Origin of the sequence: Streptomyces sp. cg36 (assembly GCF_041080675.1) — a bacterium.
Lineage (GTDB): Bacteria > Actinomycetota > Actinomycetes > Streptomycetales > Streptomycetaceae > Streptomyces.
In genome coordinates, this window is sequence record NZ_CP163520.1 from 8379271 (window position 1) to 8396828 (window position 17558).

19 protein-coding genes are annotated in these 17558 nt (G+C 68.5%); 13 read left to right on the top strand and 6 right to left on the bottom strand.

Annotation, left to right across the window (positions count from 1 at the left end; all coding sequences use genetic code 11):
* Nucleotides 1-699 precede the first annotated feature (699 nt).
* The 6 genes from AB5J87_RS36870 to AB5J87_RS36895 all read left to right on the top strand — a co-directional run bounded on the left by AB5J87_RS36870 (nt 700) and on the right by AB5J87_RS36895 (nt 5805).
* Nucleotides 700-1254: a helix-turn-helix domain-containing protein gene (locus tag AB5J87_RS36870; protein WP_369383118.1), complete on the top strand. Its 555-nt coding sequence runs from the start codon at nt 700-702 to the stop codon at nt 1252-1254.
* 348 nt (nt 1255-1602) lie between these two features.
* Nucleotides 1603-2004, top strand: coding sequence for a spore-associated protein A (locus tag AB5J87_RS36875; RefSeq protein ID WP_369383119.1), 402 nt, complete (start codon nt 1603-1605; stop codon nt 2002-2004).
* A 113-nt stretch (nt 2005-2117) separates the two neighbouring features.
* Nucleotides 2118-2552: a spore-associated protein A gene (locus tag AB5J87_RS36880; protein ID WP_369383120.1), complete on the top strand. Its 435-nt coding sequence runs from the start codon at nt 2118-2120 to the stop codon at nt 2550-2552.
* A gap of 106 nt (nt 2553-2658) precedes the next feature.
* The gene (locus tag AB5J87_RS36885; protein WP_369383121.1) at nt 2659-3108 is read left to right on the top strand and encodes a spore-associated protein A; all 450 of its coding nucleotides are present in this window, start codon (nt 2659-2661) and stop codon (nt 3106-3108) included.
* Between the two features lie 65 nt (nt 3109-3173).
* The gene (locus AB5J87_RS36890) at nt 3174-3548 is read left to right on the top strand and encodes a spore-associated protein A (RefSeq protein ID WP_369383122.1); all 375 of its coding nucleotides are present in this window, start codon (nt 3174-3176) and stop codon (nt 3546-3548) included.
* A gap of 1483 nt (nt 3549-5031) precedes the next feature.
* On the top strand, nt 5032-5805 hold the full coding sequence (locus tag AB5J87_RS36895; protein WP_369383123.1) for a hypothetical protein: 774 nt from the start codon (nt 5032-5034) through the stop codon (nt 5803-5805).
* 137 nt (nt 5806-5942) lie between these two features.
* On the opposite strand, the gene AB5J87_RS36900 is transcribed toward AB5J87_RS36895, so the two are convergent.
* Entirely contained in the window at nt 5943-6725 is a 783-nt protein-coding gene (locus AB5J87_RS36900) for an IS5 family transposase (RefSeq protein ID WP_369383124.1), read from the bottom strand.
* On the opposite strand from AB5J87_RS36900, the gene AB5J87_RS36905 reads away from it, so the two are divergent.
* The gene (locus AB5J87_RS36905; protein ID WP_369383125.1) at nt 6663-7868 is read left to right on the top strand and encodes an IS110 family transposase; all 1206 of its coding nucleotides are present in this window, start codon (nt 6663-6665) and stop codon (nt 7866-7868) included. The genes AB5J87_RS36900 and AB5J87_RS36905 overlap by 63 nt on opposite strands.
* Here AB5J87_RS36905 and AB5J87_RS36910 read toward each other — a convergent pair.
* The gene (locus tag AB5J87_RS36910) at nt 7858-8241 is read right to left on the bottom strand and encodes an IS5 family transposase (protein WP_369383126.1); all 384 of its coding nucleotides are present in this window, start codon (nt 8239-8241) and stop codon (nt 7858-7860) included. The two genes, AB5J87_RS36905 and AB5J87_RS36910, sit on opposite strands and share 11 nt — an antisense overlap.
* Nucleotides 8242-8346: 105 nt before the next feature.
* Nucleotides 8347-8919 carry an alpha/beta hydrolase gene (locus AB5J87_RS36915; RefSeq protein ID WP_369383127.1) on the bottom strand — a complete coding sequence of 191 codons (573 nt, stop codon included), beginning with the start codon at nt 8917-8919 and terminating at the stop codon, nt 8347-8349.
* A gap of 370 nt (nt 8920-9289) precedes the next feature.
* On the opposite strand from AB5J87_RS36915, the gene AB5J87_RS36920 reads away from it, so the two are divergent.
* Nucleotides 9290-9667 (top strand): hypothetical protein, encoded by a 378-nt coding sequence (locus tag AB5J87_RS36920; RefSeq protein ID WP_369383128.1) that lies wholly within the window; start codon nt 9290-9292, stop codon nt 9665-9667.
* Between the two features lie 150 nt (nt 9668-9817).
* Here AB5J87_RS36920 and AB5J87_RS36925 read toward each other — a convergent pair whose 3' ends face one another.
* Nucleotides 9818-10336: a hypothetical protein gene (locus AB5J87_RS36925; RefSeq protein ID WP_369383129.1), complete on the bottom strand. Its 519-nt coding sequence runs from the start codon at nt 10334-10336 to the stop codon at nt 9818-9820.
* A 260-nt stretch (nt 10337-10596) separates the two neighbouring features.
* Here AB5J87_RS36925 and AB5J87_RS36930 point away from each other — a divergent pair, with 260 nt between their 5' ends.
* From AB5J87_RS36930 to AB5J87_RS36950, 5 genes are all read left to right on the top strand, one after another.
* Nucleotides 10597-11133: a hypothetical protein gene (locus AB5J87_RS36930; protein ID WP_369383130.1), complete on the top strand. Its 537-nt coding sequence runs from the start codon at nt 10597-10599 to the stop codon at nt 11131-11133.
* A 469-nt stretch (nt 11134-11602) separates the two neighbouring features.
* On the top strand, nt 11603-12352 hold the full coding sequence (locus tag AB5J87_RS36935; RefSeq protein ID WP_369383131.1) for a type III restriction endonuclease subunit R: 750 nt from the start codon (nt 11603-11605) through the stop codon (nt 12350-12352).
* Nucleotides 12353-12616: 264 nt separating this feature from the next.
* Nucleotides 12617-13495 (top strand): radical SAM protein, encoded by an 879-nt coding sequence (locus AB5J87_RS36940; protein ID WP_369383132.1) that lies wholly within the window; start codon nt 12617-12619, stop codon nt 13493-13495.
* A 39-nt stretch (nt 13496-13534) separates the two neighbouring features.
* The gene (locus tag AB5J87_RS36945; protein ID WP_369383133.1) at nt 13535-14680 is read left to right on the top strand and encodes a protein-L-isoaspartate(D-aspartate) O-methyltransferase; all 1146 of its coding nucleotides are present in this window, start codon (nt 13535-13537) and stop codon (nt 14678-14680) included.
* A gap of 70 nt (nt 14681-14750) precedes the next feature.
* Nucleotides 14751-14993 carry an integrase core domain-containing protein gene (locus AB5J87_RS36950; protein ID WP_369383134.1) on the top strand — a complete coding sequence of 81 codons (243 nt, stop codon included), beginning with the start codon at nt 14751-14753 and terminating at the stop codon, nt 14991-14993.
* A gap of 148 nt (nt 14994-15141) precedes the next feature.
* On the opposite strand, the gene AB5J87_RS36955 is transcribed toward AB5J87_RS36950, so the two are convergent.
* A complete protein-coding gene (locus tag AB5J87_RS36955) occupies nt 15142-17010 on the bottom strand; it encodes a caspase family protein (protein ID WP_369383135.1) in 1869 nt (622 codons plus the stop codon).
* A gap of 32 nt (nt 17011-17042) precedes the next feature.
* On the bottom strand, nt 17043-17408 hold the full coding sequence (locus AB5J87_RS36960; protein WP_369383136.1) for a hypothetical protein: 366 nt from the start codon (nt 17406-17408) through the stop codon (nt 17043-17045).
* Nucleotides 17409-17558: the final 150 nt, after the last annotated feature.

Consider the following 17558-nt stretch of genomic DNA (forward strand, 5'->3'; position numbering starts at 1 on the left):
TCCTCCGCGGTGGATCGCGCCGCCTGGTGGGCGGGGCCCCGGGGCCGGTACGGACGCCGCGGCGAGGTCCCGGCGGGCGCCCGTATTGAGGTTCACCTCACCGTAGGGCCGGCTGTACGGCGATGGCGCGCGCCCGACTCCGTGGAGAGGCAGCGGCGGCGGACGTAGCGCAGTTCGTCCTCGGTGTGGCTGTGGCCGTGGCCGCCGGACGCCACGGCCTTGATCCCGGTGTTCGTGCCGTACGCGTAGATGACCGGCAGCAGGCGTTCGGCCAGTAACCCCCGGCGAGAGGTTGCTGCTGCCGGAGACGGAGGTGACCCGCGTCCAGGCAGCCGGTACGCAGCACTGCTTCCTGAGCATGTCGACGAGCGGCACGGTGCCCCCACGCCTCTGTACCTCGGCCTTGATCCGGTGCAGCCTGGTTGATGCCATGCTGCGCAGTTTTGAATGTTCCTGGGAGATTGATGCAACGGGGCACTCGTGGGCCAGTGATGTACCGCCGGACGTTGATGAGGAGTCCATGAGGGTTGCTCTCCTTCGTGTTGTCGACGAAGAGAAGATCGGCATCGAAGAGGGCGCTCTTGCGAGGGCCCATCGCGATGGGCTCGGATTGCCAGAGTTCGACCGTTGCTTGAATTCGAGAGAAGCCCCGCCGGGCTTCGCGGGTTTTAATGAACGTCGCATCGCCCAACGCCCAAAATGGGCGATGAAAGACATAGGCACAGCCGGGGGCGCCCGAACGGTAAGAGGGTACCCACCGAGGTCAAGCAACAGATCTTCGAAGTGATACGCAAAGGTCTGAGTCTCAGAGAGGCCAGCCGCATTGTCAGCATCAACCGTCGGACTGGCCAGGAGTGGATCAGCAGGCGCGGTGCACGCGCGCAGCCCACGACGGCAGGCCGGAAGGCAGTTCGGGCCGCTATCCAGCCGATCGTCGGGGACCTCCGTGAGTTTGACCCCCATCTGCGGGCTGAGGAACGGAACGGCTCACGCTCGATATCTGCCCGGTTCCTGTCCGAGGAGGAGCGGGTGTGCACGGCCGACCTACGGCGGGGGAGGAAGTCGGTACGGGCAATCGCCGACGAGCTGAACCGCAGCCCGCCAACAATCGGCCGGGAGGCCCGGCGCCACGGCACCCCTGGCGCGAGGCCGAACCAGTCGGCCCACTACCGCCCGTTCACCGCTCACCGACGGGCGCAGGCACGACTGCCGCAGCCCAAGTACCGCCAGATGGAGCGTTGTCCCGAGCTGTGAGGTTCATCCAGGCCCGGTTTCCCGCCATTTCGCAGTCGGTAGGACCACCTCGCATGACTGAAATGGACTGCCCTTGCGAGTGGCGTGACCGGTTGTCCGTGGACAATGTTCCATTGTCCGCAGCTGACCTGGGGCTTCGAGGGGAATTGCTTGACGGACAAACCAGCTGTGGCGATGTTGAGGCGTATGCCGCTTCAACTCGAGTCTGGAGGGCCCGTGGGAAACGCACTTTCGTTGCATGTAGGGAATCCGCCTCACCACGGAAAGCAGAAAACCCGAAACCGCCCTCGCCGCATGCGGCGCCGACTGACAACCCTGGTCGTCTCGGGTGCGGTTGTCGGGGGAGGGATGTTCTTCTCCGCCGGCCCGGCCGCGGCAGGAGTCGCATCGTACGACGGGGGATGCGGATCCGGTTTCCGGGAGATAGACCACGTCAGCATGTACCGACCTGCGGACGGTGCGTACGTCGGAACCGGGTATCTCACCTACAACGCCAATACCGGTGAGAACTGTGCGGTGCTGCAAGTGGCTCCTGCCGATCCGACCAAGTGGGTCTTCATCGGCATCCGACGGTCGGACGGGGAAGGGCGTCCGGTCTGGGACGAGGGGTACTTCTCACAGTACGCGGGCCCGGTCACGGTGAGTGCGGCTGGTGCCTGCATCATCTGGGACGGGTTCGTCGGAGACGACAACAACGACACGTCTTCGCGAGCCGCACGCTTCCACAAGGGGCCGTACCACTGCGATTGAGCTGCCGCATCGCTTCGCCCCCCCACGCTATTTTCCGTAGGGGTGGCGGCGGATTCCGTCCGCCGCCACCCCTACGGGTACCCGTTCCTACGACAAGTCAGGGGATTCCCGCAATGAGGACCAGGCAGATCAGCATCAAGGCAGGTGTCACAGCACTCGTGTCGATGGTGAGTGTGCTGGCGATTCCGGCCGCAGCCGAGGCGAGACAGGCCGACGATCCGTACAATGGCGCCTGCGGCTCCGGATATCGTGTCGTCGATTCACTTGACATCAGTGGGTATGGGCGCACCTTTCTGACCTGGAACGGTTCCACCGGCTACAACTGTGTCGTCACCCAGAAATACGGTGAGAACGAGGGTGGCTACCTCTACACCATGACTGCGTGGATCCAGCGCACGGCTGATGGATATGAGGAAGAGGACAAGAACCTCTACCACCACTACGCGGGCCCGGTCTACGTGAACGGGCGGGCGACGTGCCTCAATTGGGGCGGCTACGTGGATCCTGCGGACACAGGTTCATATCAGTTCAACCGGCACTGCGGGTAGCGCAGCCGCGTCCCGTGGTGCATGGCCGACAGGGCGCGCTTGGAGCGTACGCGCGTCCGTGTGTGATCCAGCAACGGTACAACCGACCTCACGGAAGGAAGTTGTTGTGAAGCACGGCAGGAGGTTCATGGCGGTGGCTCTGGCCCTGCCCTCCGTGGCGGGCATGCTGGCGGCCGCACCCGAAGCCGCCGCTGCGACTTCTCGAAGCGGCCGGCCCGCGGTGGCAGCCCAGCCCGCTGGCGGAGAGTACAACGGTGCCTGTGGGAGCGGGTACGAAGTCATCGACGAGGTGAGGCTGGAATCCGGTGCGACGGTATATCTGACCTACTCCGCCTCGGGATACAACTGCGTGGTGACAGTACGCCAGTATCCCGGCTCTCCCGCTTGGACGACGGCATGGCTCGAAAACGCTGATGACTTCTCCTCGCGACGCGAGGACGCGGGAGACTATGCGAGCTTCGCCGGGCCCGTTTTTGTCTATGCGAAGGGGAGTTGCGTGAGTTGGGGAGGCAGGTACCTGTACGGATACATCTCGAAGAACGGACACTGCGGCTGATGCCGCGCTCACGGTTCTTCCGCCCGGTAGCCCGGCAGCCGCGCAGGACCCCGAGCACCGCCGCTGTGGCTGCCACCGCGACGGCCGTGGCGGGGCTGCTCCTCGCCACCGCGCCGTCGGCCCGAGCCGCTGGATACGGACTGTGCGGCCAAGGGCATGTGCTGGTGGACTCCGCGCCGGTCGGCGACCTCGGCACGACATATTTGACCTGGAACGCCGATTCCGGGGAGAACTGTGTGGTCGTCGTGCGTGACCGGTCGGGACCGCCGATGGCGATGACCGCATGGATCGGGCGCGACAATGGTGTTCAGCAAGTGGATTCCGGCCGCTACACCCTGTACGCCGGTCCGGTGTACGTGGACGGTCGCGGAACGTGCATCGACTGGGGCGGTGTGATCCACGACCAGGACGTCAACCGCTGGCACACCCACTGCGGCTGACACCCGCTGACGGTTGGGGGCTTCGGCGCGGCAGCCGACGCACTGAGCGGCATGCCTCTTGGTGTGCCGCTCTGACGCATCCGCGATTTGTCTGACAATCGGTGGAAGCCCATGCCCGTCGACTGGTCTGCTGGGAAATCGACGTGATCGTAGCGGGTCACCGGCGGTGTACCCGCAGATGCGGAGGGGGCGACCGATGGGCAGGGCAGGGCGGTTGCAAGGGGAGCCAAGAGGGGAATCGATTGAGGCCAACGCACTGGCAGTCTTCTTGCGGGAGCTGACGAAGGGCCGCACGGTCCGGGAGTTGGCAAGGTGCTACGGCGCTGGCAAATCGAGCTGGAGCGACTACCGGGCGGGCGCGAAGACCATTCCCTGGGAGCTGTTGGAAAGGGTGGTGCGCGGCCGACTGCGCGATGCCAGGGGTCGTGCGGAAGTCCTCTCCCGCGCCAAACGTCTGCATGACGCCGCCTGCGAGGCGGAGGCAGGACGGGGGAGCGTGGCGGAAGCCTTTGGTCAGGGTCCTTCGCCGAGTGAACCACCCAGAGCCAAAGGGGAGTTCTTCCGGGGCCACGAGGCCCAACTGGCCGAGGCGGAAGAAATGGTGCGCACGCTCCTGGGCGTGACGGCCAGATTGCAGAGCGAGTTGAACGACGCGCTTGTGCGCGCCGCTGCGGGCCCGGCGGCACGCACTCCTGGGGAGGCAACACCGAACAGGGAGCGACCGGATGCGGTGGGGCAAGGCCCGGAAGGACAGTCCCAGGCGCGGTCTGATACCCAGAACGCATGCGAATTCCCCCACGTGCGGAGGGCGACGCAGGAGCATGGGCAGCGAGGGCCACGGGCCGATGCTGCGGTGGAGGGTGCGTCACGCGGCGAGATCGTGGTGCGCCCGAGATTTATGCCGGTCCGGCACACCGGGGGCAGAACACCGCGGGGTCGGCCCGAAACCGAAGTAGCCGTCGCACACACCTACCTGCCCCGCCGGCGCGCCGAACTGGCCCGGCGAAGTGGCAGCAGCGAGATCCGGGCGCGAGAAGTGGCGCTCGCCTCCGGGTACGTCACGCGGCGCCCGCGCAGCTGGCCCGGCGGTCGCCTGCTGCCGGCCACCACACGGCAAGGTGCCTTGAAACACGCGTGGTTGTCCATGGGCTGGAGGCGCCGTGTCCTTCTGCTCGTGTGCGCCCTCGTGGTCTTCGGGGCTGCGGCGACGAGCCTGGATGTGGGGCCGGCGCTCCGCGCGGAAGCAGGACCGCGAGTCCCCGGTCCACTGCCGCAAGCGCCCACCGAAGGACCTCACGAGGGTGACGCAGCAGGCCCGCCCACGCCGTCCCACCCGGGCGAGCGCGAGAGCACACCGGCACTCCGCCCTTCCCCGCCGTCGTCTCCCGCCCACCCCGCTTCCTCGCCCCGACCGGCACAAGGTCGTTCCCACGCGGCCCCAGCACCCCCAACGACACGAGTTCCCGCTGAGCCCCCCGCACCGATGGGCAGCGGCGTCTATGCCATTGCCCGCGACGGCCGGGCCGTCATGCAGTGGAGCGGGAGGGGTACGGCCTGGGTACGTATAGGCGGCCCTGCCGAGAAGCTGTACGCCGGCGCGGCCGGAGTCTTCGCCACGGACCCCCAGACCGGTGCACTCCGGACCTACTCCGGCATCCCCGGCGATTGGACGAGCGTCAGCGAACGCGCGGCCGCCTTCGCCACGAGTGGCACCCAATTGTTCCGCCTGGCCGCGGACCACAGTGCGGTCCACCGATGGAACCGCGGCCTCGGTACGTGGACGAAGATCGGGGGACCAGCCGCGGCGCTGTACGCAGGAGGCGCGGGCCTCTTCGCGACGGACCCCGTCGACGGCAGGATCTTCGCGTACTCGGGACAAGGCGACCTATGGACGTACGCCGGCGGCGCCGGAGCCGACTTCGCGGTGAGCGGGCGACACCTGTACGGCCTCAACCCCGAGCGCGACGCGGTGTTCCGCTGGAGCGGCGAGCCCGGCGTATGGAGCAATGTCGGCGGGCCCGCCGGGTCTCTTCACGCGGGTCCCGCTGATCTGTACGCCACGAACGAGACCGACGGCGGCCTGTGGCGCTACCACGAAGGCGCCTGGGCACGGATCGGCGAGGCCGGCGCGGGGTTCGGAGCACGCGCGGACCGCGTGTACCAGCTGGACAAGCCGACCATGGCGGTCTGGGAATGGCGCGGCATGGACTGGCGCCGCATCGGTGACCCCATGCGCTCCCTCGCGGTAGCCGGCTGAGCCCACCGGCACCGCAATCAGACGTTCCTGCGGGCTTGGCGCCAGTCGCTCGCACCACGATCCCCGTCGGCCCATGGCCGACGGGGATCGCTCAGACTCGCCGTAGAGCGATGGCCCTAGGAGTTGTCGTCAAAGTGTCACGCCCACATCAGGAGCGACGCGAGGGTGACGGCTGCTTGGTAGGACTGGGCGGTCTTGTCGTACCTGGTCGCGATGCCGCGCCACTGCTTGAGCCGGTTGAAGCACCGTTCCACCACGTTGCGGCGCTTGTAGACCTGCTTGTCGAAGGCCGGCGGTCGGCCTCCCCGGCTGCCTCGCCGGGTCCGGTTGCGGACCTGGTCCGACCGTTCGGGGATCGTGTGCGTGACGCCGTGGCGCCGCAGCCAGGTACGGATGGCCTTCGAGCTGTAGCCCTTGTCGCCGATGACGTGGTCGGGCCTGATGCGCGGTCGCCCCGGCCCGACCCGGGGCACTCGTATCGCGTCCATCACGGCGGTGAACTGAGTGCAGTCGTTGATGTTCCCGCTGGTCAGGACGAACGCGAGTGGATGGCCCGAACCGTCGCAGGCCAGGTGAATCTTGCTGGTCAGTCCGCCGCGGGACCGGCCGAGGGCCGGGCTGCGGAGCCCCGTTACCGTCTTCGTGGCCTCGCAATGAGGCTCCCGGCCTTCGGCCCCGGTATGACTCGAGCCCCCAGTCGAGATGATCGAAAAGGTGGTGTCGCCGGTGCCGAAGGCATTGGCAGACCGCTGATTAGAGGCACGAGCGCCTTCGGGCAGTCTCTTCGTAACGTGGATGCCGGCACGCTGATGCCGCAGGTGAGGCCGGGGAAGAGTGCGAGCACGGGAGCGAAGGGCATGTCGGACGAGACTGGCATCGACGTCTATCTGGGCCTGGACGTCGGCAAGGGCGATCACCACGCCGCCGCCGTGAACCAGGCGGGGAAGAAGGTGTTCGACAAGCCGCTTCCCAACAGCGAGCCAAAGCTGCAGGAGCTGTTCGACAAACTGAAGGCCAAGCACGGAACGGTACTGGTGGTCGTCGACCAGCCGGCTTCCATCGGGGCCCTGCCGCTGGCCGTCGCCCGGGACGCGGGCTGCCAGGTCGCCTATCTGCCCGGACTCACGATGCGACGGATCGCCGATCTCTACCCCGGTGAGGCGAAAACGGACGCTCGTGACGCGTTCATCATCGCGGATGCCGCCAGAGCGATGCCCCACACCCTGAGGACGATCGATCTCGCGGACGAGACCGTTGCCGAGCTCGCGATGATTGTTGGGTTCGACGACGATCTCGCGGGCGAGTCCACCCGGATCGCGAACCGGCTCCGCGGCCTCCTCACACAGATCCACCCGTCCCTGGAACGGGTCCTGGGACCGCGGATCCAGCACCCGGCCGTGCTCAGGCTGCTGGACCAGTTCGGCTCCCCGGCCCAGATCCGTAAAGCCGGACGCCGTCGCCTCGTGACCCTGATACGTCCCAAAGCGCCGCGGATGGCGGAGCGGCTGGTCGAGGACATCTTCACTGCACTCGACGAACAAACCGTCGTCGTCCCGGGCACCGACGCTGCCGCGCTGATCGTCCCTAGCCTCGCCAGTTCGCTCCAGTCGGTGCTTGAACAGCGCAAACTCCTCGCGGCCCGGATCGAGGAACTCCTGGAGGCCCACCCTCTTTCCCAGGTCCTGATCTCGATGCCCGGCATCGGGATCAGGACCGCGGCCCGCATCCTCATCGACGTCGGAGACGCCAGCGGCTTCGCCACAGCCTTCTACCACCTCGCCGCCTACGCCGGCCTCGCACCCGTCACCCGGAACTCCGGCACGTCCATCCGCGGCGAACATCCTTCCCGGCGAGGCAACAAACAACTCAAACGGGCCTTCTACCTCGCCGCGTTCGCCTCGCTCTCCCAGCCCGAGTCACGCGCCTACTACGACCGCAAACGCCGCGAGGGAAAACACCACATCCCGGCCCTCATCGCACTCGCCCGCCGCCGCATCGACGTCCTCTTCGCGATGCTCCGCGACGGCACCTTCTACCAACCACCCACACCCGCTACGGCTTGACGAAAACCATAGAGGCACCTTTTCGGGCCCCGGCCGCGTGCTGGTGTGCACGGACAACACTGGAGTCCACCGACACCAGCCACTCGATGTCGCCTGCCGCGTCCGCTCGCGCCTGCGCGGCCCGGAGCATCCGCTCGAACGTTCCGTCCGCCGCCCACCTGCGGAAACGGGTGTGGAGGCCGGCCCACGACCCGTACCGGTCGGGCACATCCCGCCAGGCGACCCCTGTCCGGAACTTCCACACGATCCCGCTCAGAATCGTCCGGTCATCCAGCCGCGGCCGTCCCAGCACAGGCCGAGGCAGCAACGGCTGCACGAGCTCCCACTCAGCGTCCGACAGTTCATGGCGACGTATCACCCGCCCATGATCCACAACCCAAGATCACTTTGACGACAGACCCCAGACCCCCGGCCCGGTCGGGTCCGTCCCCGGGGCGGGGGAGTTCGGCACTGGGCAACATTCGTTGTCGGTCTGCTGTCAGTGGGTGAGTGAGGCGATGAAGTGGTCGAGCCGGGAGACGACATGGCGCAGGACGTCAACCGATCCTGCGGTATCGCCGGTGAGTTCCAGGCTGTGGTCTGCCGCGGGTATTTCCAGGACGTCGTGGTGCAGGGACGCGGCGAGGTGGGTGTCCCAGAGTGTGTCGGCGCTTCCGCCGATGAGGAGGGTCGCCTGCGTGGCTCGCCGCAGAGCCGTGGCAACGTGGTCAAGGGTCAGGACCGGGGTGAGCCAGGCTGCGGGGATGTCGCGGTCGGCTGTGATGCCGCAGGCGAGGGAGGCCAGGGACTTGCCGACGACGAGGCGGCAGGCCCCGTCCTCGGCTTCGACGGCCTCGGTGACCTGCCGCTCCACCCAGGCGATCCGCTCATCCACGGTGAACTGCGCGAACTGGTCGGGGATCTGCCACCACAGCTCCTGGACCGTCCAGCCGTGCTGGAGCAGGACGCTGCGGGCGAAGTGCAGGAGCGGCCGGGCAGGCGAGTAACCGACACCCGGAACGACCACTGCGACACGGTCCTTGGTTCCGTCGAAACGGGTGGGCATGGTCATGGGTGCAGGGTGAGTCATGGCCATACAGTACTGGGTGGTGATGCTCGGATCTCCCGTTGTGGACAGGGGTGTTGGGGCCGGTGCGACGGCCAGCTCGGCGGGGTCGCAGGATTCCGTGTCGTGCCGGACGTCATGCAAGAGCCGGAAGAGACCGCCCCGGGCGTCGCTTTGAGTCGTGATCAGTGGGTGGTTTCGCAGGGTGGGCGGGGTGGCACTGCCTGTGCGACCTGGGTGGGGCCGCGACCTGGGAGGCCCCGTCCTGGGCACCACCATCTGTACGGCCTGACGCTTGCTGGGCAGTCGGCGGTGCGGGGCGGTGACCGGGCAAATGGCTGGAGTTGGCGGCCGGGCCCATGGTGGAGTTGCCGCTATGAGCTTGTCGGTGCACGTGTTCGTGGAGGCGGCCGACGGCAGCCGGGACTTCCTGGATGCACCCGAGGGGGTGTCGGAGACGGCTGGGTTCGAGCGGTGGCGTACGAGTGTGTGGGGCTCGCCCGTGGTCCGTTCCCTCGGTGCCCGCTTCTTACCCCGCCTGGCCGAGACTGACCTTCATGTCGGGCCGGACGAGGTGACGGCCTTCCTCGACGAGTGTGTGCTGCTCGCGTCCCGGGTGCCGCAGGTCGTCGCGGGCATGGATGCCGGCCGCACGGTGGAGGAGCAGACGCACCAGGTGGCCTCGAACCTGGCCCACATCGGCCACGCCGCCCGCCGCGCGATGGAGGTGGGCGGCGGGGTGGTGATCTGGTAGCGAGCGGGGAGAGCTGCTGCGTGGCGCGATGGCCTGTGCCGGGCGCGGTCCTCTCCTGCGGAACCCGGCGTCCCGGCGTCCCGGCGCCCTGGAGGCGCGGGGCGGTAGTGCTGGGGGTGGGAGACTGGGCTGGTTCCCCGGCGGCGCCCGCTATGCCGATGCTGCCGTCGCCGGGGACCACTCGGCCACCTCTGCGCTCCTCGTGGAGCCCGGCGACGCCGTCGAGTCGGCTGCTATGGCCCGGGGGTGCTGCCTGTGGTGGTGGGGGGCGGGTGCGATGTGGACGCAGACGTGGGTGGGCCGTCCGTTGGTGTACTGGGCGTCGGCGAGGGTGGCGACCGTCTCGCGGAGGATGTCCAGGGCGATCACGAAGTCCCCCTCGGCGCCCGCGACCGGGCGGGCGTCGGGCCAGAGGATGACCACGCGGGGCGTGTTGAGGGCATCGAGCCCGCCCCGGAGTGAATCCGCGAGGGCCTCCCACACCAGGCGCACGGCCTGGAGCGGCGGATCCAGGGGAAGCGCCGCCCGCACCGCGCTGAAGAACGCTTCCCGGCCGGTACGCCCCGCGGTGGAGAGAATGAAGACGGGCACGCCCTGACGGGCGGCTTCGTCGAGTATCTCGGCAATGTCCGCGCCGGAAACCTCGTACACGCCTGGGCTGATCACCATGATCACCACAGTACGGGTGCGGCCTTCCGGCCTGGATCGTGCCCACTGCTGCGCGTGCGAGCCGGCTGCGCAATCCTCGGCCTGCGGCGGGAGTTCGTCCGATGAGACTGGTCTGGTCGCAGAGCACCCTGCATGGGACGAGCTGGGCAAGGTGGCGACGGGGGCGGCAGAGGTCTCACCTGGTGCGGTCGAGACGGCCCGCGCCGGTGATACCCCGGCTGGGCCGGGAGGGGGTCTGCCTGCTCGTGCGCTGTACCGTCGTGGAGACGATCAACAAAGGGGGGCGGATGGCTGATGGGTTGTGGTTCAGCTGGGTACTGAGCGGCAGTGGCTGGGCGACCTGCCTGATCAGGGACGGCTCATCGCAGCGGAGGGACGTGGTGAGCTACTGCACCGATGCCCTTGCCGATCTGCTGCACAGTGTGGCGGGTCTGTATGGGCCTGGGTGCGTCGAGCGCTTCTCTTTCGATCTTGAACCCGCTGAGGTGAGGTGGGTGCTGCGGGGCAGGGGCGCGGATGTTCACATAGCGGTCCGTCACTTCCCCGACATGTCTGCGAGCTTCGATGCGCCTGATCGCGAAGCCGCGCTCGTGTGGAGCTCCACGCAGCCGAGGAGGCTTCTCGCTCACGTGGTCGCGGAGGCTGCGGGGGCCGTGCTGCGGACCCACGGTGAGGAAGGCTATCGAGCGAGATGGGTTCAGCATCCCTTCCCCAGCGCTGCACTGCACGACCTGTACCGGCTGCACCTCCAGCACGACAGCTGTGCACTGGCACATGACCTTCCCGGTAAGGCGTGAAAGAGGGCGGAGGCCCGCTGCCCCGGCGCCGCGGCGGAAGGCGGGCTGCAACGGTCCGGGTCTGCGGTGACGTCGGCAGGGTGGGCCAGACACGACATTGAGGGGGCCTCTGGCCAAGCTCCTGTCAGGTCATGTTCCACCTGGCCGGAGCCGTGGAGAGCGGGTCCCGGCAGCCGGTCAGAACAGTCGCAGGACAGCCCAGCAGGACGTCAGTCAGACCCAGAGCCACGACCACCGGAACCCGCTACGAGTATCAATGTCAGACCCGCCCGCCAGAATGGGAGTACGCGTTCGAGCCACTGTGGTGGTGGCCGGTAATGACCCCTCGGGGGTACAGATGCGGAACTTCAAAGTGGTGTGGCGCGACAACCAGGGAAGAGAGTCCGCTCGTCCGCTGTGTCGTACTCGGCGACGGCGGCCGAGCACCGCATGCTGCAGCTGGAGGCCGGCAAGGCCGTGGTGCGCGTCGTTGAGGCGGCACCGGGCGCAGACGTGCCCGCAGACGTCATCGAGGAGCTGCGGGCGGGACTCCCGCCGGCGGCCTGATCCACGCCGAGCACGGCCACCTCGCGATCCCCGCCGACCTGCCGGGCGGGCAGTTCCTCGTCGACCAGCGCGCCTGGCCCGCAAAGGCAGCCTGGCCCCCGACCGCGAAGCCCGCCTCGCCGCGCTCGATCCCGACTGGCTGCTCCCGTACGGCCCCGACTGGCACCGCAAGTACCACCTCCTGCGCCACCACCTGGAAACCGGCCACGACCCGGCCACCGTCACCCGCGACCTGGTCATCGACAAGGCGAAGGCCGGCGGTTGGCTGCACCGCCAGTACACCGCCTGGGACCGCCTCCAGCAGGGCCAGCGCACCCTGCTCACCAGCCTTGGCCTGACCCCCACCCGCACCCCGCTCACCCCGGGCACGGAAAGCGGCCCGCGCAGGCGGCGCGGCTTCGAGCAGAGCGCCGCGCTGCTGCGGGCCTTCGTGGAACGCCATGGCCGCACGCCGGGTGCCCGGGAGTGGATCGAGGCGGACGGGGAGCGGGCGATGATCGGCCCGTGGTGGTGCAGGACCCGCATCAAGCAGACCGCAGGTCACCTCAGCGCAGACCACCTGCGGCTGATCGACGAGATCCTCCCTGCGGCAACTGCCCAGCCAAGGCCCAGCGGCCAGAGCGAGCCCCCTAGAGACCTTGCCGCCCGCCCCGAAGACCAGCCCGGAGGCTGAAGCCACCGCCGCCGTCGGTGTCAGTGGTGCGGGGCCAGGAAGAGACGGGCTCGCTCGTCGGGTTCGGCGGCATACCGAAGCCCGCAGACCCGGCAGGGGCGCAGATCCCCGTGCACGCAAGGGACAGCCGCGAGGCGATGGACGACGGCGGGCAGGAGGGGCAGCCGCGAGCGCGGCCGGAGCAGGACAACGCTCATGCGGGGGCGCCAGCCAAGTAGCGCCAAAACCAGTCGGGTTGGGGGCGGCGGCGCCTACCCTCGTGTCATGACGATCGCTCCGGAGGCCCCCACCACCCTGCGGTTCCTGTCGCTGGAGATCACCACCCGATGCCAGCTCACCTGTCCCTCGCACTGCTATGCCCAGGCCGGGCCGACACGCGGCCACGGGAGCATGACCGGGCAGGACTGGCACCGGCTCATCGACGAGGCCGTCGCGCTCGGCACGACGACGGTTCAGCTGATCGGCGGGGAGCCCACCCAGCATCCGGACTTCACCGCGCTCGTCGAGCACGCGCTCCAGGTCGGCCTGCGGGTGCGCGTCTACTCCAACCTCGTTCGGATACGCCAGGCGCACTGGCGGCTCTTCGAGCACCCCCGCCTCAGCCTCGCAACCTCCTACCACAGCGACGACCCCGACGAGCACGACATGATCACCGGGCTCCGCGGCTCCCACACGGCGACCCGCGCCAACCTCGTTGAAGCCGTACGCCGTGGCATACCGGTCAAGGTCGCCATCGTCGACCTGGGCGGTGGCCAACGTGTGGAACAGGCCCGCGCCGAGATGCAGGCCCTCGGCGTCCATCAGATCCACGTCGACGCCGTCCGTGCCGTCGGCAACGCCGCGACCGTGCGCGCCGTGCTGCCCTCCACCTCGGCCCTGTGCGGGCGGTGCGGCGACAAGAAGGCGGCGATCCTCCCGGACGGAGACGTGTCCGTGTGCGAGATCGGGCGGTTCTTGACCGCGGGCAGCGTCAAGAGCGCGAGCCTGGCATCGGTCCTGGCCAGCGACCGCTGGACACAGATCGCCGCAAGCGTCCCGCGCCATACGAGCGCGGATCCCTGCCCACCGGACTGCGCACCGAACGACGACTCCGCATGCGGCCCGGACAACCCCGGCCCCTGTGGCCCCGCGGACGACGAATGACACCCACCCAGGACACCAGAGCACGAGGAGCGCAACAGCATGGATGCGGACTGGGAAGGGCATGCGCGCCGTCTGGCCGACGCCGTGGTGCGGCCGGAGTCGCGATGGTGGAAACCGATCGCCTCCACCCCACGCCACCTCCTCGTGCCACGCTGGTGGGAAAGGGGCCCCCGAGGCCGGACGGTCCGCGACGGAACCACAGACACCGACACGTGGCACAAAGCCGCCTACGCCGACGACACACTGGTGACCCGCATCGGGCCCCTGCACGCCGACCACGCCGAGCCCGGCCAGGCCGCCCCGCCCGGCACACGCCCGACGTCCTCCTCAACCCTGCCGACCCTGATCGTGACCATGTACCGGTACGCCGTCCTCGCCGACGGCTGCGCCACGCTCGTGACGACCGGCACCGGATACGGGACCGCCCTGGCCTGCCACCGCCTCGGCGACCAGCTGGTGACAAGCGTCGACATCGACGACTACCTCGTCGAGGCCGCAACCGACCGGCTGAGCACGACCGGCCTGCACCCGCACACCGCCACCTGCGACCTGACCCAGGACCTTCCCGGCCAGTTCGACCGCATCGTGTCCACCGTGGCGGTACGGCCCATCCCCGTCTCCTGGCTGCACGCACTGCGCCCTGGCGGGCGGCTGGTCACCACCATCGCCGGCACCAGGCTGATCCTCGTCGCCGACAAGACGCCGGACGGCGGCGCGCGGGGATTCATCGCCCCCAACGGGGCCTCGTTCATGGCCGCCCGCCACGGCCTGGACTACGACGACACCGCCCCTGGATCCCAGGTGTGGGAAGCGGCCGACGGCGTGGGCGAGTCGGTGTCCACCAGCCGCTACCCGCTGCTGTACGTGCCGGACTCCTGGGCGGTGTGGTCGATGCTGGACCTCTCGATGCCCGGCATCGAGCACCACAGCCAGCGAGGGGACGGCGGCGGGCGCACGATCAAGATGGTGCACCTGGACGGCTCCTGGGCCCGAGCCCACGCCGAGGGCCCTCGCCAGTCACCGACCGTGCACCAGGGCGGTCCCCGCCGACTGTGGGACGCGCTGGAGGACATCCGCGACCGCCTCAACACCTGGGGCGAACTGCCCGTGTACGGCTCGAAGGTCACCATCACCCCGGACGGCGAGACCACCCTCTCCCGGGGCCGGTGGACCGCCACCCTGTAGGCACCACGGGGCCCAATACACGAGCAGGGCCTTCACTGAAGTCTGCAGGTCAGCAGGGGTCCGACAGAGCATGGGCGCGATCGGATCCAGTGCCGACAACGCGGCTGCGGAAAGCTTCAACGCCGCCTTCGAGGGGGAGACGCTCAAGGGCCGGAAGGCTTGGTCGAGTGAGCGCGGGGCCAGGCTCGACGCGTTCCGCTGGCTGACCCGATACAACACTGGCCGCCGGCACTCCCGCCTCGGCCAGCGGTCCCCGATCGACTACGAGAACGACCTCCAGCCAGCAGCAACTACCCTGACCCAAGCCGCATAGACGTGTTCAAAATCCGGGGTCAAGGTCCCTCTGCCACGCCGGGCTGGCGGCTGGTGTCCTGGCCGCGGGCGAGGGGCTGAACGCGCTAGTTGGGGTGCCGGTAAGAACCTTGTCACCAGCCGCAAACGGCGGTGATCTTGCGTGGCCGTTACCCCTTTGGGTGGGTCGGGGGTTTTCCGGAGGAGGTGGGCAGGAATCGTGCGGGGATTTGCCACAGCAGGCATCCGCTGTCGTACGGCGTGCCAAAACGTGTGTTCTTGACGCTGTGCTGGGAGGTGGCGCCGGCAAGGGTTTTGCCGTCGGGGCTCCATGCCACGGACTGCGTCGTGTTGTCAGTCAGTGTGGCAGTGCGGCGGCGGGTGGTCAGGTCCCACAGTTGAACGCCGTACGGTCCGGCGGTGGCGATCGTCCTGCCGTCCCTGTTGAGCGCCACGGCGTAAGTTGTTTCTGCGGGGAGGGACGCCTTGATACGCAGCGAGGTAGCGTCCCACAGCCGTATGCCGTACTCACCTGTGGTGACGAGTCGTCCGTCCGGAGTGAACAGCACCGCGTGCGAGCCGTTGCCTAGGCCGACCTCGTGGCTGAAGCGACGACCGGCAACATCCCACAGCCAGCACCCGGCGCCGGTGCATGCGACCGTCTTGCCATCCGGGCTGAAGGCTACGGCCCGCAGGTCGTGTTCCGACGAGGCCGCGCGGACGCGGCCGGTGGATGTGTCCAGCAGTCGGAAACTGTTCTTCCTGTCCTCTGCGTCACCACTGTCGTCGACGGCTCCCGTGTCCGCTCTGCCGCATGCCAGCATCTTGCCGTCGGGGCTGAAGGCCAAGGGCACCATGTCGTGGTCCGGGACTGAGAGGAAGGTGGAGACGGGGACTGCGGTGGCCGCGTCTCGTAGCAGGACGTCCCCGCCGCTGGTTACGAAGGTCTTGCCGTCGGGGCTGAACGCCAGGAACGACAGTTCGCTCTGCCCACTGGAGTCCTCGGCGACCATCTTGCCGGTGGCCGCGTCCCATACCTGCGATCCCAGTAGTCCGATGGTGACGAGCGTCCGACCGTCCGGACTGAACGCCACGTCCCCAATGTCGATGTCGGTGAGTCTTCGGGTGCGGACCGAATCCTCGTTCTTTCCCCGGGGCCACAGCGCAGCCCCGGTGGCCGTGCCCGCGCTGGCGAGCACGACGGCGCCCGCGATGAACGCTCGCCGCCGGATCCCGGGGTGGGTGTCGCGCGTGACGCCTGGGTGCGGACCGATTGGCTCGGCTGGTGGAGCCGGCTCTGAAGCAGTCGGGGTGGGAGCTGGTGGTGTCGGGACGTGGGCGCGGTTGTGGAAGGCGAGTCGGTCAGCAGTGTTGCGGATGCGGCGCTGGGGGAGCGGGCGCTGTTTGGCGCGCAGGGTGGTTTCGACGTGGCGGTAGAGCGTGTCGAGGTCGAGATGAGGGCCTTGGCCGGGGATTCCGCAGCGGAGGGTGGTCAGGAGTTCGGCGGTGAAGGCGGTGTGGGGTTCACCGGGGACGGAAAGAGCGGTCCTGGTCTCGGCGGCGGCGGCGATCAGGTACGTGCCTTCGATGGCGGCTTCGTCGGCCAGGACGGTGGCCGCATCGGCCGAGGCCATGCGGCCCAGTGCGCGACCGCTGTAGCAGCAGTCGAGAATGACGACCTGGCGCCGCGCGCGGGTGTTTAGGAGTTCGTCGCGGATTGTCGCGTAAGGGAGGGCGGTGTGGGCGGCGTTAGGCCGGGAGCCGGTGAGGGCGAGGTGGAGTTCGGCGTCGCGACGGGCAATGAGTCCGTGTCCGGCGTAGTAGAGGAGCAGGGTGTCGGTGGCCTGCTGGGCGGCTTCGATGATCGGGTCGATGACCTCTGCGGCAGTGGCGGGGTTCGATATCACGGTGCAGTGCGTCTTCGGCAGTCCCCAGATGCCGGGGTCGCGCAGCAGCCGGGCCAGGGCCGTGAGGTTCTCCGCGACGGCCGGCAGGCTTGTCAGGCCGGGATCGGTGTATCGCGAGGTGCCGATCAGCATGGCGCGAGAGGTGTTCGGGTCGGGAAGCATGCTCACTGTTCTGGTCTGGCTTCCTCCAGCTCCCGCACCAAGCGGGCGACAAGCTCGGCATCACTGCTGTCCAGGGTGATGCGTACTCCGCCCCGGGACACTGTTACCGCTGGCGCGTCCGACCGGGTGGAACGCCAAGTGATGTAGGCCAGGGCGAGGGTTGCCAGCTGGAAGCCGGAGTCGAGCACGAGCTGCGCCACCTCGAGCGCGCCGCCCATATCACCCGCACCGGGTACGGCGGCCGGCCAGGTGATCACCGCGTGACGGCGGATCTCCGGCTCCTCCTCGAGCCACCGCGCGAACGACCGCAACACATCGTTATCGCTGTCACCACTGGCGATCCGTACCGACAAGACGTTCTCCGGCACAACCTCTCCCCCCACCAGGCCCCTTGCATCAGACAAGCTGCCTCCACACTATTGCGGCACGCTCGTCGACGGGAACAGGGCAACTTCCCGGATCGCAGGTACCAGCCTCCGCGACCTACTCGTTCATGTATCACGAAATATAGGATTTAC